This is a genomic window from Ignavibacteriota bacterium, from assembly GCA_016707525.1.
GTDB lineage: Bacteria > Bacteroidota > Ignavibacteria > UBA10030 > UBA6906 > JAGDMK01.
Window position 1 is genome coordinate 116,581 of sequence record JADJHP010000015.1, and the last position, 14,183, is coordinate 130,763.

Genomic DNA, 14,183 nt, shown 5'->3' on the forward strand with positions numbered 1-14,183 from the left:
ATCAATATATTGAACCCGCGGTTCATCTGCAAGTTCCGATGCGCCCTCCCGGCGCTCCCGCTGGTTCTCCTCACCGGCCTCATCCTCGCGCCGGTACCGCAAACGCATGCCCAGCCGGCGCCCGGTCTTCCACGCGTTATCGAACGCATCGCGCTGCCAGCGTCATTCCCGGATTCCACGATCCGCCTCCGGAAGCGGTTCATCGCTGCAGGCTCGGATTCGGTCGCCACGACCACCACCACGCTCCGCCCCGGGGTCGAGTACCGTTTGGAATACGGCTCGGGCATGGTCCGCCTGAACCCGGCAGTACTGGCCCGGATGCGCGCCGAACACCCCGGCGATTCACTCGTCTTCGTTATCTCGTACCGGTACGTGCCCCTGCAGCTCCAGGATGTCTATCGCAAACGGACACTGGCGTCGCCTTCCGCTCCGGCAACAGGCAAGGACTCCCTCCGCGTCGTCCGCCCCGTGAGGGGCCTCTCGATGGATGATGTGTTCGGCTCGCAACTCCAGAAGAGCGGAAGCATCGTGCGAGGATTCACCGTCGGCTCGAACCGCGATCTCTCCCTCAATTCCGGACTCCGCCTCCAGCTTTCCGGAAAGATCATGCAGGACGTGGACGTCACCGCCGCCCTGACCGATGAGAACACGCCCATCCAGCCGGAAGGCACCACGCAAACACTCCAGGAGTTCGACAAGGTGTTCGTGGAGATCAATGCGAAGAAACTCACGGCAACACTCGGCGACTTCGTGCTCGATCTTTCCGGCTCCGAGTTCGCCCGGCTCAGCAGAAAACTCCAGGGCGCGCGGGGAACCGCACAGTACCAGTTCAGCACATCCTCGTCCGGCGCCACGACGGTCTCGGGCGCGGTCACACGCGGCCGCTTCGCCACGAAACAGTTCACCGGCATCGAAGGGGTGCAGGGCCCGTATATCCTCACCGGAGAGAACAACGAACGCGACATCATCATCATCGCGGGTACGGAACGGGTGTTCATCGACGGCGAACAGCAGACGCGCGGCGAAACGAATGACTACACGATGGACTATTCCACGGGCGAACTCACGTTCATGACCCGGCGGCTGATCACCGCCGCGTCGCGCATCACGGTGGATTTCGAATACTCCGACCGGCAGTTCTCACGCTCGCTCTTCGCCGCACAAACATCGGCGGCGCTGTTCTCCGGCCGCGCACATCTTGCGGTCACCTACGCCCGCGAAGCGGACGACCCGGATGCCCCTATCGATTTCGTGTTCAGCGATTCCGCGCGCGCGATCCTCGCCGCGGCAGGGAACGACCGTTCACAGGCAACCATGAGCGGTGTGACCAGGGTGGATTCCAACGGCGCATATGTGCAGGTGGATTCGATGCTCGCAGGCGGCACACCCGTGACCTTTTACCGCTACGCTCCCGGCGATCCCCAGGCGCTCTATCTCGTTTCGTTCACCTATGTCGGCCCGGGCAAAGGCGACTATGCCCGCCAGCGCGCAGGCGTGTTCACCTGGCGCGGCCCCGGGGCAGGCGAGTATCTTCCGATCCGCTCACTGCCTCTCCCGCAAATGCACCAGCTCGTGGATGTGACCCTTGATGTCTCTCCCGTTCAGGATCTGAAGGTGACGGGCGAATTCGGGTTCAGCAGCTTCGATGCGAACCGCCTCTCATCGATCGATGACGGGCAGAATACCGGCAAGGCCCTGAACGTTGCAGCCATGTACAACCCGCGATCGGTCACGTTCGGAGGAGTGGACCTCGGCGGAATGGACCTGCGCTACAGGGAACGCTACATCGACAGCCGGTTCGTTCCCCTGGACCGTGCAAATGATATCGAATTCAATAGAAAGTGGGGAGTGGACTCACTTGCGACGGGGGACGAACGCATACGGGAGGCCTCGCTGACTTACCTCCCCGTTCAAGGTATATCGATCGGGTCGGCGTATGGCACAATACAGCGGGGAGATCAACAGGATTCCCGGCGCCTGGAGGCAAATGTGCAGATGCGCCGGGAGAACCTTCCGCTCCTCCTCTATAATGTAGAGGACATACGTTCCACGGACCTTCTTGCCAACATCGAGAGCCGCTGGCTCCGCAACCGTGGATCCGTAGAGTACACGGTCTTCGGGCTCACTCCAGGCGTGAAGTACGAAGGCGAGAACCGCCGGCTTACCACCCCGGGTTCCGGCGCAGCCGGACAGGGGAGCTTCAGGTTCGACAATATTGCTGTTTTCACCCGCATTGCGGCCATCGGGCCGTTCTCAGCACAGGCAGAGTTCGGATGGCGTATCGACAACATCTTCCACGGGTCCGCTGTTGTCCGCGAATCGAAGGCCTTCACGCAGACCTACTCAGCCCGATTGAAAGAGGTGGAAACCATCTCCTCTTCCCTCGATATCACATTGCGCCAACGTACGTACGCGCCAGAATTCAAGCTGCAAGGGAAGCAGGACGTCCAGACGGTCCTCGTACGGAACAATACGCGGGTGGCCCCGCTGAATCATGGTATCGAAGCGGACCTCTATTATGAAGTGTCCACGGAACAGGCATCCCGGCTCGAGCGCGTGTACGTCCGCGTGACCCCGGCTCCGGCAACTACCGCTACCTCGGCGATGTGAATGGGAATGGGCTTGCCGATGATGCAGAATTCGTCGTGACGCGATTCGATGGCGAATACGTCGCTCTCACTCTCCCAACGGACGACCTGACGCCGATCATCGACCTCAAGACCAGCGCACGCATGCGCATCGTCCCCCTGCGATTCCTCAATGGCGAGGGAACTCTGGTTTCCATCCTCCGGGCGATCACGACCGAAACGTACGTCCGGGTGGAGGAAAAAAGTAGTGAGCGCGACCTTGCGCAGGTCTATATGCTCCATTTCAGCAGGTTCCGGCAGGACGCCACCACGATCGCCGGGTCGGCCCTCTTCACACAGGACCTGCACGTGTTTGAGAACCGTCCGTCATTTTCCGCGAGACTGCGGTTCTCCGAGCGTCGGGGACTCACGAATTTCAGCGGTGGCATCGAACGTGGCTTCGCCCGGGAACGATCGGTGCGCCTTCGCTGGCAATTGGTCCCGGAGATCGCCAACCAATTGGATGTCATGAACAAGTCGGACCGGGTGAGCGGCTCCCGGTCGTCACCCAGGCTCCGCGACATCATCAGCAACGGGATCGCGTTCGACATTTCCTACCGGCCGGAGCAGGCGATGGAACTTGGCGTGAAGTTCGATGTGTCGCGTGCGGTGGACAGTTACACGTTGCCGGGGTTACAGGCGGACCTGAACGCGCAAACGGTGCGGATGGTCTATGCGTTCCAGGGATCGGGCCAGGCGCGTGCGGAGTTCGCACGCGAGGAGGTGCTGCTCGGCCGTGGTGCGGAGACGTTTCCCTATGAACTGACCGGCGGACGCGTTGCAGGGAAAACATGGGTTTGGAGGGGAGCCTTCGAGTATCGCATTACACAGTTCCTTCAGGCCTCTGTGAATTACGAAGGGCGCACCGAGGGCGGCCGCGATCCGGTCCATACCGCGCGTGCGGAAGTCCGCGCATTCTTCTGATGCGCCACACCGTTGGTCAGAAGGTGGTCAGAAGGTGCACCCTGCGCTTGCGTTTTGTCTTTGCATTCTGTATGTTCATTCCACCAACGCCCGCTCCTAACGGGGATCTTTTCCACGCTGCACCACATCGGCGGGGCCTCGCTTCCATCTCATGGTCTACTGTACTTCATTCGAATCGAAGGTCGGACTGATCTACGTCGCCTCGACGGAGAAAGGCGTATGCAAGGTCAGCGTTCCCCGCCAGACCAAGCGCGACTTCTTCCGTTGGTTGCGCGAGAACTTTGATGACAACGAAGTGATGGACAACAAGTCGCGCAACAAGGAAGTGATCGATCAGCTCACGCGGTACTTCAACGGTAAGCTCGCGAAGTTCACGGTGGCAGTCGATATGCGCGGCACCCCGTTCCAGCTCCGCGTGTGGAAGGAACTCTCCCGTATTCCGTACGGCACCACGATCAGCTACAAGCAACTTGCGAAGCGGCTCGGTACCAGCCGCGGCTTCCAGGCAGTGGGGCGCGCCAATGCGGGGAACCCCGTGCCGATCATCATTCCGTGCCACCGTGTGCTGGGCGCTGATGGGTCACTCGTCGGCTACGCGAGCGGTGTGAAGACCAAGGAGTTCCTCCTGAAGCTCGAAGGGGCGTTGATGATCTAGCCGCTCTCCGTTGCTCCGTTGTTGGTTGCCTCCGATTCCCATTTTCGTTATCATCATTCCATGTCATTCCTCGAAGAACTCAATACCGTGCAACGGCACGCGGTGGAAGCCGTTGACGGTCCCGTTATGATCGTTGCCGGCGCCGGCAGCGGCAAGACCCGTGTCCTTACGTACCGCACCGCGCACCTCCTGCAGAAGGGCGTGCGCCCCGAAAGTGTGCTGGCGCTGACGTTCACCAACAAGGCCGCGGACGAGATGAAGTCGCGCATCGCCGAGCTGGTCGGCCCGGCGAGCCGCGCCCTGTGGATGGGAACATTCCATTCGCTGCTTGCCCGCATGCTGCGGTTCGAGTGCGAGGCCCTCGGGTACAGCCGGAACTTCTCCATCTATGATTCCGATGAATCCCTGAGCCTCATCAAGGGGATCATGAACGACCTCGGCGTCTCGCAGCAGCAGTTCACCCCGTCGGGCATCCGCAGCCGCATCAGTAACGCGAAGAACAGTATGGTGGCGCCCGCCGAGCTGCAACGCCGTGCCGTGGATATCCAGTCCACGCGTACCGCGGATATCTTTGTGGAATACGAAGCGCGCCTGAAGCGTGCGAACGCGATGGATTTCGATGATCTGCTGCTGAAGCCGCTGGAGCTCTTCCGCGCGCACAAGGATGTGCTCAAACGCTACCAGCAGCGGTTCCAGTACATCCAGGTGGATGAATACCAGGACACCAACCGCGTCCAGTATCTGCTGTTGCACGAACTCGCCGCCGGACACAAGAATATCTGCATCGTCGGTGATGATGCGCAGAGCATCTACTCGTTCCGCGGCGCCGATATCCGGAACATCCTGGATTTCCAGAAGGACTATCCGGAGTGCAAGGTCTTCCGTCTCGAGCAGAACTACCGGTCCACGAAGACCATCCTCGGCGCGGCAGATTCCCTGATCCGCCATAACGTGGACCAGATCAAGAAGACCCTCTGGACCAGCAACGCGGACGGCGACCAGGTGGTGGTGGACGTGTGCGATGACGACAGGGAAGAGGGGCGCCGGATCGTTGCCCATGTCGAAGAGGAAGTGCGCCACAGGAAGCGGGCCCTCAGTGACTTTGCGATCCTCTACCGTACCAATGCCCAGTCCCGCGTCCTCGAAGATGCCCTCCGCCGGAACGGCATCCCCTACGTCATCATCGGCGGCGTGGCATTCTACAAGCGCAAGGAGATCAAGGACGTCCTCGCCTATCTGAAGCTTCTCGCGAACCCGAAAGACGACGAAAGCCTTCTGCGCATCATCAACGTGCCGGCCCGGGCCATCGGCGATACCACCATCAAGCGCATACGGAGTGTTGCGGCGAGCGAACGCATCACCATGCTTGACGCCCTGGCGGCAAAAGGGCTGGAAGGGTTGCTCCAGGACCGGGCACTCCGGGCAGTGCGGCAGTTTCACGCCATGCTCGTGAAGTACATAGGCCTGAAAGGGCAGATGTCGCTGAGCGAACTCGCGCGCGCCCTGGTGGATGAGACGGGGATCCTGCGGATCCTGAAAGAAGAGAACACCCCCGATGCCACGGCGCGGCGGGACAATATCCTCGAACTCATTTCCGCCATCACGGAATATGCGGATACGCACGACGGTGCCGTCCTTGAGGACTTCCTGCAGGAAGTGTCGCTGGTGTCGGATGTGGATACCGCCGAATTCGGGCGGAATGCCGTGACGCTGATGACCCTCCACGCCGCGAAAGGCCTCGAGTTCCCGGTGGTGTTCATCTCGGGCCTCGAAGAAGGGCTTCTGCCGATCTCGCTCTCGCTGGATACGCGCGAGCAGGTGGAAGAAGAACGCCGCCTCATGTATGTGGGGATGACACGTGCGCGGCAGCAGTTGTACATCTCGCATGCGCGCTCGCGGTATCATCAGGGCGAGGTCATGTTCTCGGTGCGCTCACGGTTCGTCGAGGAGATCGACCCGTTGCATCTCACCTTCAGGGGTGGGGCTGCCGGTGCATCGGACTCCCCGCTGTCGGCACCTGCGCGGCCCCGCACGGCAGCGCGTCCCTCCGCATGGCGTGCCCCCGTCAAACCCGTAGGGAAGAGCGCAGGTTCCTCGGATCCGATGCCGCGGTACGAGGACGAGTCGCAGGAACAGATCCATCTGCATGTGGGCCTTGCCGTGACGCATGAGACGTTCGGCCAGGGGCGCATCGTGGCGCTGGATGGTTCCGGGTCGCAGGCCCGTGCCGTGGTGGACTTCAAGTCGGTCGGTCGCAAACAGCTCCTTCTCAAATTCGCCAATCTCCGCGCCGGAGCATGATATGGCCCGAACCACGATCGAGTACCTCCGCGAACTCCGGCAACGCGCCGGGTTGGGTGGTGGGGAGCAGCGCATCGAGGACCAGCACCGCAAGGGGAAGCTGACCGCGCGGGAGCGGCTCGCTCTGCTGCTGGACGAGGGAAGCTTCGAGGAACTCGACATGTTCGTCGAGCACCGCTCGTCCGACTTCGGTCTGGACAAGCAGAAGTATTTGGGCGACGGTGTCGTCACGGGCACGGGCACGATCGACGGCCGTATGGTCTGTGTCTTCAGCCAGGACTTCACCGTCTTTGGCGGGTCGCTCTCCGAAGCCCATGCAGAGAAGATCATCAAGGTCATGGACCTCGCCATGAAGATCGGCTGTCCGGTGATCGGGCTGAACGACTCCGGCGGGGCGCGGATCCAGGAAGGCGTCGTCAGCCTCGGTGGCTACGCGGATATTTTCCTCAAGAACACCCTCGCGTCCGGCGTCGTCCCTCAGATATCGGCGGTGATGGGCCCGTGTGCGGGCGGCGCGGTGTACTCGCCGGCGATCACCGACTTCGTCTTCATGGTGAAGAACACGAGCTACATGTTCGTCACCGGCCCGAATGTCGTCAAGACCGTCACCCATGAGACGGTCACCTCCGAAGAGCTGGGGGGTGCCATGACCCATGCGAGCCGGAGCGGTGTGGCCCACTTCGCCTGCGACTCCGAAGCGGCATGTCTGGGATCCGTTCGCACGCTTCTCTCCTTCATCCCTCAGAACAATGCCGAAGACCCTCCTGTGCGGAAGAGCACGGATGATCCGGGGCGGCGTGATCCGGGTCTGGACACCATCATCCCGGACAATCCGAACAAGCCGTACGACATGGGGGACGTCATCCGGCGCGTCGTCGACAACGGTGAGTTCTTCGAAGTGCATGAGGAGTATGCCCGCAATATCCTCGTCGGCTTTGCCCGCCTTGCGGGGAAACCGATCGGCATCGTCGCGAACCAGCCGTCGGTGCTGGCGGGGGTCCTGGACATCGGTGCATCGAAGAAGGGTGCACGGTTCGTCCGGTTCTGTGATGCCTTCAACATCCCGCTCGTGGTGTTTGAAGACGTGCCGGGATTCCTGCCGGGGACGGATCAGGAATGGCGGGGGATCATCACGAACGGCGCGAAGTTGCTGTATGCGTTCTGCGAGGCGACCGTGCCGCGGGTGACGGTGATCACGAGGAAGGCGTACGGCGGTGCGTACGACGTGATGAACTCGAAACACATCCGGGGCGACATGAATTTCGCATGGCCCGCGGCGGAGATCGCGGTGATGGGGCCCAAAGGCGCAGCAGAGATCATCTTCAAGAAGGAGATCGAGGCCGCGCCTGACCGTGAGAAGGCTCTGGCCGAGAAGGAACGTGAGTACCGCGAGAAGTTCGCCAATCCGTATCTCGCCGCAAGCCGCGGCTACATCGATGCCGTGATCGAGCCCTCCGAAACACGCCCGCGGCTCATCCGGGCGTTGCAGGTCCTCGCAACGAAGGTGGATACCAATCCCAGGAAGAAGCACGGGAACATACCGCTGTAGAGCTGTGCAAGGTGCTCCGTGGGCCGGCGTGGGAGTGGGAGAGTGGGATCCCGCCACGGATCGGCTGCTATTCGCTTGTCACCCTGCACGTTGCAGTCTTCCCTTGATTCCAGCCCCCCGATACGTTATCATTAAAGATGAATCGTCGTGGTAGGGTACGACCTCAACCGTTGAAGGGACGTGAGATGAGATATGTCTGTGCGATAGCGGTTGCAGCGATCATCCTGGCGGGGTGCTCCTCACAGTCCACGACCGATCAGCTCGTGCCGGTCCCCACGGCGCAGACGCTGCCCGATACGCTTCCCTCTGCCCCCCTGCTCCCCGAGAGTCTGGACGTGGCGGAGGCCATTCCCGAACAGTACGGCGTGCCGGACGATACCCTGATCGCTGCGATGCTCGAGTCCGCACGGCAACATTACGTCTCCGCAGCGGCGGCAGCGGAGAACGGCGACTCCAGCCGTTCCGTCATCCAGTTCGAAGAGGCCATCTCGATCCTGGATGAACTCAGTTACATCTCTGACATTGAATCGAACCGCGACTTTAACGACCTGAGCAGGGCGGTCGTGGAGGACTATGAACGGTATATTGTTGTTATCGATAGCCTTTCTCCCGAGTCATCCATCTTTGCCCTGCGCGAGAAGTTGAACCAGGTGGTGGACCTCCCGGACACGGCCGCCGTTGGCCCGACGCGCCCGGTGATGCAGGGAACGACCGTCCCGCTGGTGATGAATGACCTTGTCCAGCGCCACATCGATTTCTTCGTGGGGCGCGGGCGCGGACATATGGAACGATGGATCCGTAATGCGGGAACGTACTTTCCGATGGTCAAACAGATCCTTCGGGAGGAAGACGTACCGGAGGAGATCGCCTACCTGTGTATGCCGGAATCCGGTGTGAATCCGCTTGCACGCTCATGGGCGCGCGCGGTGGGTATGTGGCAGTTCATGAAAGGGACCGGGCGCATGTACGGGCTGCGCTCCACCTACTGGTACGATGAGCGCCGGGATTTCGAAAAAGCCACGCGCGCTGCGGCACGCCATCTGCGCGACCTCCACGGCGACTTCGGGGACTGGTATCTGGCACTCGCAGCATACAACTCCGGGGCGGGGCGTGTGTACTCCGGCATCCGACGCACCGGGACCACGGATTTCTGGGAGATGCGCCGCCGCCTTCCGCGGGAGACCCGCAATTACGTGCCGCAGTACATCGCGGTCACGCTCATCGCGATGAACCCTGAAGCATACGGCTTCGTGGGTCTCGATATCCCGCCACCGCTGTCGTTCGATGTGGTGACCGTGGATGATTGCGTGGATCTGGATGTGCTTGCGGACTGTGCGGGGACCAATGCCCAGACGCTCCGGGAACTCAATCCCGAATTGCTCCACTGGTGCACACCTCCGGGCATCCGCGATTATCGCTTCCGCGTGCCCGCCGGGATGGCAACACGGTTCAAGGAGAAGTACGCGGCGCTGCCGGGCGATACGAAGCGCGACTGGATCGCGCATACGGTGAAGAAAGGGGGAGACGCTCGGCGGGATCGCGGCAAAGTACGGCATGTCCGCGACCGTTCTCCAGGAGACCAACCGTCTGAAGTCCAGCAAGCGTCTCTCGGTCGGATCCACCATCGTCGTCCCCGTGCCCCGGGGTTCGTCGAAGCATGCACTGCAGTTCAGCGCGAGTTCGATGGCGGACGATGCCCGGCCGTCGCGCACACGTACCTCGAGCGGGCGGACGAAGGTGGAACGGGCGCTTGCACAGGCGCAGCGGCAGACCGCCGATGTCCCTCCGGGCAAGAAGAAGCTCATGTATACCGTGAAGAGGGGCGACACCATCGGGCACATCGCGGAATGGTTCGGCTGCCGCTCGGCAGACATCCGGAATTGGAACGACATTCCGTACGGGCGGCCGATCCGCGCCGGACAGGATCTGGATGTGTACGTGGATGACGGCCAGGCGGCACGCTACAGCAGGATCAACCAGCTTTCCTTTGATGAGAAGGAGCGGATGTTCCGCTCGCACAGCCGGACCGTCTCGGAGCAACAGGGCGAGGAGACCGGGAGGTATCTGGTGAAAGAGGGTGAGACGCTGGAAGTGATCGCACGCGAGCACGGTGTGACGATCGCGCAGATCAAACGATGGAACAACATGTCATCGTCGAAGATCCGCGCCGGCCAGCACTTGGTGATCCACGAGAGCGCCGAAAATGTGCGTATCGTGGAGCGCGAGCACCCGCAGCAGCCGGCGAAAGGCAAGGATGGGAAGGCCGTGGTCTATGTCGTGAAGAGGGGGGACACGCTGTGGGACATCGCCCGTGCGCACGAAGTGAGCCCGGAAGATATCCGGGACTGGAACTCCCTGAAGGAGAACCGCATCCATGCGGGGCAGGAGCTCGTGATCAGGAAGTAAGGAACGATCTGAGAGACAGCACAAGGGAAAGCAGGCGTACCTGCTTTCCCTTTTTTTCTGGTGCCGGGAATTTCGCGTGTGTTACCGCCTGTCCCTCTTCATCTTCATCCGCCCCTCGGGGCCATTCCCCATCCTCATGCCCATCCGCTCTTCGCCCATGGCCAGCATATGCTTCTTCCACACTTTCTGCTGGTCAGGGGTCAGGATCGCTTTCACCGCAAAGAGATGGTCGAGGCCGTTGATCTTGAGCTGATGCTGGAGATCAGAAACCTCCTTCATCTTCTTCTCGATCGCGCCGCGTTCCGGGTTCTCGGCCTGGAACAGTTCCTTGAGTTCAACGCGGAGGACGGCGATCTTGCCCTGCACGGTGACCTGCTTCTTCTCCAGATCGGTGCGCAGCTTCTCCATCTGACCCTTCTGCTGCTCGGTCAGGTTGAGCGCTTCCATCATTCTGCCGCGCATCGGCATCCGGTCTCCGTCCTCTTTGCAGACACAACCGCCGCGTCCCTGGCGATGCTCCGGACGGTCATCCGGCGGGTCGGGTTGTGCGGAAAGGGGGACAGCGACTGCTGCCGCCACCAGCAGTGCGAGAAATGTGTGTTTCACCATGGTATATCCTTTCTGTGATCGTGAGTGGTACGTTCTGCATGTTCGACACAGGCAGGAGGGCACCGGTTTAATGCAGGGTGCGCGCGTTGACTTTGCGCGCGCAAATCACTATGTTGCAACGATGTCGAACGGGGAGTACCTCTCGTGCGGATACGTGCCAACGTTGTCAAGACCTTCATGGTCTCCAGTTTGCTGCTCCTGCTTCCTTCCTGCGGCGTGTGGGATTTCTTCTCTGCGTATTTCAACACCTATTACAACGCCAAAACGCTCTATGGCCAGGCCGTGGATGAGGTCTGGGCCATGCCCGAGGTCCGTGAATCAGGCCGGAACATGCTGGCCCTGGTCCCGATCAGCGGGGGCGCGCGCACGAAGTTCACGTCCGTGATCGAGAAGTGCTCGAAGCTCCTGCAGTACCATCCTGAATCCAACCTTGTTGACGATGCCCTGCTCATGATCGGGCGATCGTATTTCTTCTCGGGCGAGTATCAGCAGGCGGACCGCAAGTGCCGCGAACTGATCGATGGCTACCCGGACAGTCCGCTCCTGGAGGAGACCAGGATCCTGCTCTCCTACGCGCTGTACAAAAACCGGGACACCGTGGCTTCCGAGGCACTGGCGACGAAACTCCTGGAAGATGCAACGGTCAATGAAGAGAGCCAGTTGATGGCCGATGCGGCCGTGCTGCTGGCCCAGCTCGCCCTGGACAGGAAGAGCAACGTCCGGGCACGGCAGATGCTGGAGGTCGTGGGCGACCACGCTTCCGATGCGGACATGCGCTCGAACGCGTTCCTGCGGGTCGCGGAACTGTACGCGGAAGAGAAGAACTTCGTCGGCGCGGAGAAGACCTATGTGCGCGCACGCGAACTCAGCCGTGGCTATGTCGGTGAGTTCCGCGGATTGTTCGGCGCCGCGAAGATGATCTCCAGGCAGGGGGAGTATGATGCTGCGCTCGACCGACTCGAAGATCTCCGTGGGAATCTCAACTACCGCGAATCGTGGGGCGACCTCGATGTCGAGATCGCCAACGTGTACCGCGACCGGGGGGATATCGCGAAGGCGGTGGAGCAGTACCGCTACGTGGATACGGCCTATGCGCGCGGGGAGTCGGCACTGAACGCGAACTATGAGCTCGGGATGCTGTACGAGCTGCGGTTCCAGCTGTACGATTCCGCGAAGGTCGCGTTCGACCGCGCGCGGAGCGGGCCACCGCTCGCCAAGAACATGCCCACGGTCGTCCGGAAGAGCGAGTACCTCGGCCGGTTCCTCCAGTACCGCAACGAAATGAACCGTCTCGACAGCATACTCCTGGCAGTGCTGCGCCCGCCGGACACGAGCATGGTGAACGATTCGGTGCTCGTCCGTGCCGATTCCCTCGGACGGGATTCAACAGCGATGGCGCGTGCGGATTCGCTCAAGCCCAAAGCCCCTCCTGCGCCGGCCATGCATCCTGACACGGTGCGAACCCGCCTTGCGGGGGCCATCGATGATCTTGCGGGTGTCTTCTATGCGAACATGGAGCTCCCCGACTCGGCGCGGACGTTGTACCGGCGCCTGGTGCGTGAGTTCCCCCAAAGCAAGGCAGCGCCGCGCGCTTTCTATGTGCTCGCACGGATCGAAAGCAGTGATTCTACGGTCGACCGTGCGGTCCCCGATTCACTGTACCGCTGCATCGTGGACAAGTACCCGCTCTCGCCGTTCGCGGATGAAGCACGCCGGTTGCTTGGCATCCCCCCGCTCGTGAGGGCGGCAGACCTCGCCGAGGAGTCGTACACACGAGGGGTGCAACTGATGCAGGCGGGTAAGGCAAAGGCGGCGATCGATACGTTCACCGTGCTGGTGAAACATTTCCCGACGTCTCCGGCCGCCGTGCGTGCGATGTACGCTGCAGGATGGCTGTACGAGAACGAGGCGAGATCGCAGGACAGCGCCGCGGCACTCTATGAACGCCTCGTCAGCCGTGCACCGTCGTCGGCATACGCACAGAAGGTCGGTCCCCGCGTCCAGGAGGTCCAGTCGGCTCGTCGTGTCGTCCAGGAAAAGGCCCGCGCAGATTCCATCGCAAAGGCTGCCGCCGCTGCCGCCGTCCAGGATTCGATCAAAGCGAAACAAGCAGCAAAGAACCCGGCTGTTCATGATTCCCTGCAGGGAAAACAGGGGGGTGCCTCCCGCTCTGCCTGATTCCCTGCGTGCAAAACAGGCGGGCGCCATTCCTGCCGTCACGGATTCAACGAAAGCGAAACCGGGTGACGATCCGACGGAAGAGGGGGCGCGCAGACGCGGCGCCAGGCCCGGGACACAACAGCCGAAGCCACGGGAAACTCCCGAAGAACAACGGGTCGACTGATGCCCCTTCATTCCTGTCCGGTCCGCTCACTTCAGGCCGTTGCCCGCAATATCTTCGTCCTCTCGCTCCATGCTCCCGGCCTCGCCCCTGCGGTCAGGCCGGGACAATTCGTGAACGTCCGCGTCAACGATACACTCGAGCCGCTGCTCCGCCGCCCGTTCAGCGTCCACCGTACCACCACGGATACCATCGAGATCCTCTTCAACATCGTGGGGAAGGGGACAGCCTTGCTTGCGGAGAAGCGCGAAGGGGATATCCTCGATCTCCTCGGCCCGCTCGGCGTCCCGTTCACGCTGGATGATGACCGTTTCACCACGGCACTGCTTGTGGCCGGCGGACTCGGTGTAGCCCCCATGCCACTTACGACCGCCGAACTCCTGCGCCGCGGAAAGGCCGTGCGCACCCTCGTCGGTGCCCGCGATGCCGCGTCGTTGGTCACACGCCATCTGCACGATGTTGTCTGTGCCACGGACGATGGCTCGTCCGGCTTCCATGGGAACGTTGTTGCGCTTCTTGAGAAGGAAGTGGCGCAGACGGACCCGAAGCATGTCAAGATCTTTGCGTGCGGGCCGCATGCGATGCTCAAGGCGACGGCGCTGGCCGCCGAACGGCTGGGGATCCCCTGCGAAGTCTCCATGGAAGGGCCCATGGGCTGCGGCATCGGCATCTGTCAGGGGTGCCCGGTCGAACTCCGCGACGCATCGCGCCGTTACGCCCTGATGTGCAAGGATGGGCCCACGTTCGATGCACAAGCGCTACGGTGGTGAC

9 protein-coding genes are annotated in these 14,183 nt (G+C 61.7%); 8 read left to right on the forward strand and 1 reads right to left on the reverse strand.

Features of this window, described 5'->3' with window-relative positions; translation table 11 throughout:
• Positions 1-9: 9 nt before the first annotated feature.
• The 6 genes from IPI01_19345 (at position 10) to IPI01_19370 (ending at position 10,462) form a co-directional block, all read left to right on the forward strand.
• The gene (locus tag IPI01_19345; protein MBK7259910.1) at positions 10-2,610 is read left to right on the forward strand and encodes a hypothetical protein; all 2,601 of its coding nucleotides are present in this window, start codon (positions 10-12) and stop codon (positions 2,608-2,610) included.
• A 35-nt stretch (positions 2,611-2,645) separates the two neighbouring features.
• A complete protein-coding gene (locus IPI01_19350) occupies positions 2,646-3,551 on the forward strand; it encodes a hypothetical protein (GenBank protein ID MBK7259911.1) in 906 nt (301 codons plus the stop codon).
• A 151-nt stretch (positions 3,552-3,702) separates the two neighbouring features.
• On the forward strand, positions 3,703-4,206 hold the full coding sequence (locus IPI01_19355; GenBank protein MBK7259912.1) for a methylated-DNA--[protein]-cysteine S-methyltransferase: 504 nt from the start codon (positions 3,703-3,705) through the stop codon (positions 4,204-4,206).
• Positions 4,207-4,266: 60 nt separating this feature from the next.
• Complete coding sequence (locus IPI01_19360) at positions 4,267-6,507, forward strand: UvrD-helicase domain-containing protein (GenBank protein ID MBK7259913.1); 2,241 nt, start codon at positions 4,267-4,269, stop codon at positions 6,505-6,507.
• A gap of 1 nt (position 6,508) precedes the next feature.
• Entirely contained in the window at positions 6,509-8,056 is a 1,548-nt protein-coding gene (locus IPI01_19365; GenBank protein MBK7259914.1) for an acyl-CoA carboxylase subunit beta, read from the forward strand.
• Positions 8,057-9,610: 1,554 nt separating this feature from the next.
• On the forward strand, positions 9,611-10,462 hold the full coding sequence (locus IPI01_19370) for a LysM peptidoglycan-binding domain-containing protein (protein MBK7259915.1): 852 nt from the start codon (positions 9,611-9,613) through the stop codon (positions 10,460-10,462).
• An 81-nt stretch (positions 10,463-10,543) separates the two neighbouring features.
• Here the strand turns inward: IPI01_19370 and IPI01_19375 are convergent, their stop codons facing one another.
• Positions 10,544-11,071 carry a periplasmic heavy metal sensor gene (locus IPI01_19375; GenBank protein MBK7259916.1) on the reverse strand — a complete coding sequence of 176 codons (528 nt, stop codon included), beginning with the start codon at positions 11,069-11,071 and terminating at the stop codon, positions 10,544-10,546.
• A 144-nt stretch (positions 11,072-11,215) separates the two neighbouring features.
• On the opposite strand from IPI01_19375, the gene IPI01_19380 reads away from it, so the two are divergent.
• Together IPI01_19380 and IPI01_19385 are read left to right on the forward strand one after the other, a co-directional pair.
• A complete protein-coding gene (locus IPI01_19380) occupies positions 11,216-13,249 on the forward strand; it encodes a tetratricopeptide repeat protein (protein ID MBK7259917.1) in 2,034 nt (677 codons plus the stop codon).
• A gap of 165 nt (positions 13,250-13,414) precedes the next feature.
• Positions 13,415-14,182: a dihydroorotate dehydrogenase electron transfer subunit gene (locus IPI01_19385; GenBank protein MBK7259918.1), complete on the forward strand. Its 768-nt coding sequence runs from the start codon at positions 13,415-13,417 to the stop codon at positions 14,180-14,182.
• Position 14,183: the final 1 nt, after the last annotated feature.

Excerpts from the sequence above, each read along its gene's own strand:
- IPI01_19355 (MBK7259912.1), top strand. The coding sequence starts at position 3,703 with ATGGTCTACTGTACTTCATTCGAATCGAAGGTCGGACTGATCTACGTC.
- IPI01_19360 (MBK7259913.1), top strand. The coding sequence starts at position 4,267 with ATGTCATTCCTCGAAGAACTCAATACCGTGCAACGGCACGCGGTGGAA.
- IPI01_19365 (MBK7259914.1), top strand. The coding sequence starts at position 6,509 with ATGGCCCGAACCACGATCGAGTACCTCCGCGAACTCCGGCAACGCGCC.
- IPI01_19370 (MBK7259915.1), top strand. The coding sequence starts at position 9,611 with ATGTCCGCGACCGTTCTCCAGGAGACCAACCGTCTGAAGTCCAGCAAG.
- IPI01_19375 (MBK7259916.1), bottom strand. The coding sequence starts at position 11,071 with ATGGTGAAACACACATTTCTCGCACTGCTGGTGGCGGCAGCAGTCGCT.
- IPI01_19385 (MBK7259918.1), top strand. The coding sequence starts at position 13,415 with ATGCCCCTTCATTCCTGTCCGGTCCGCTCACTTCAGGCCGTTGCCCGC.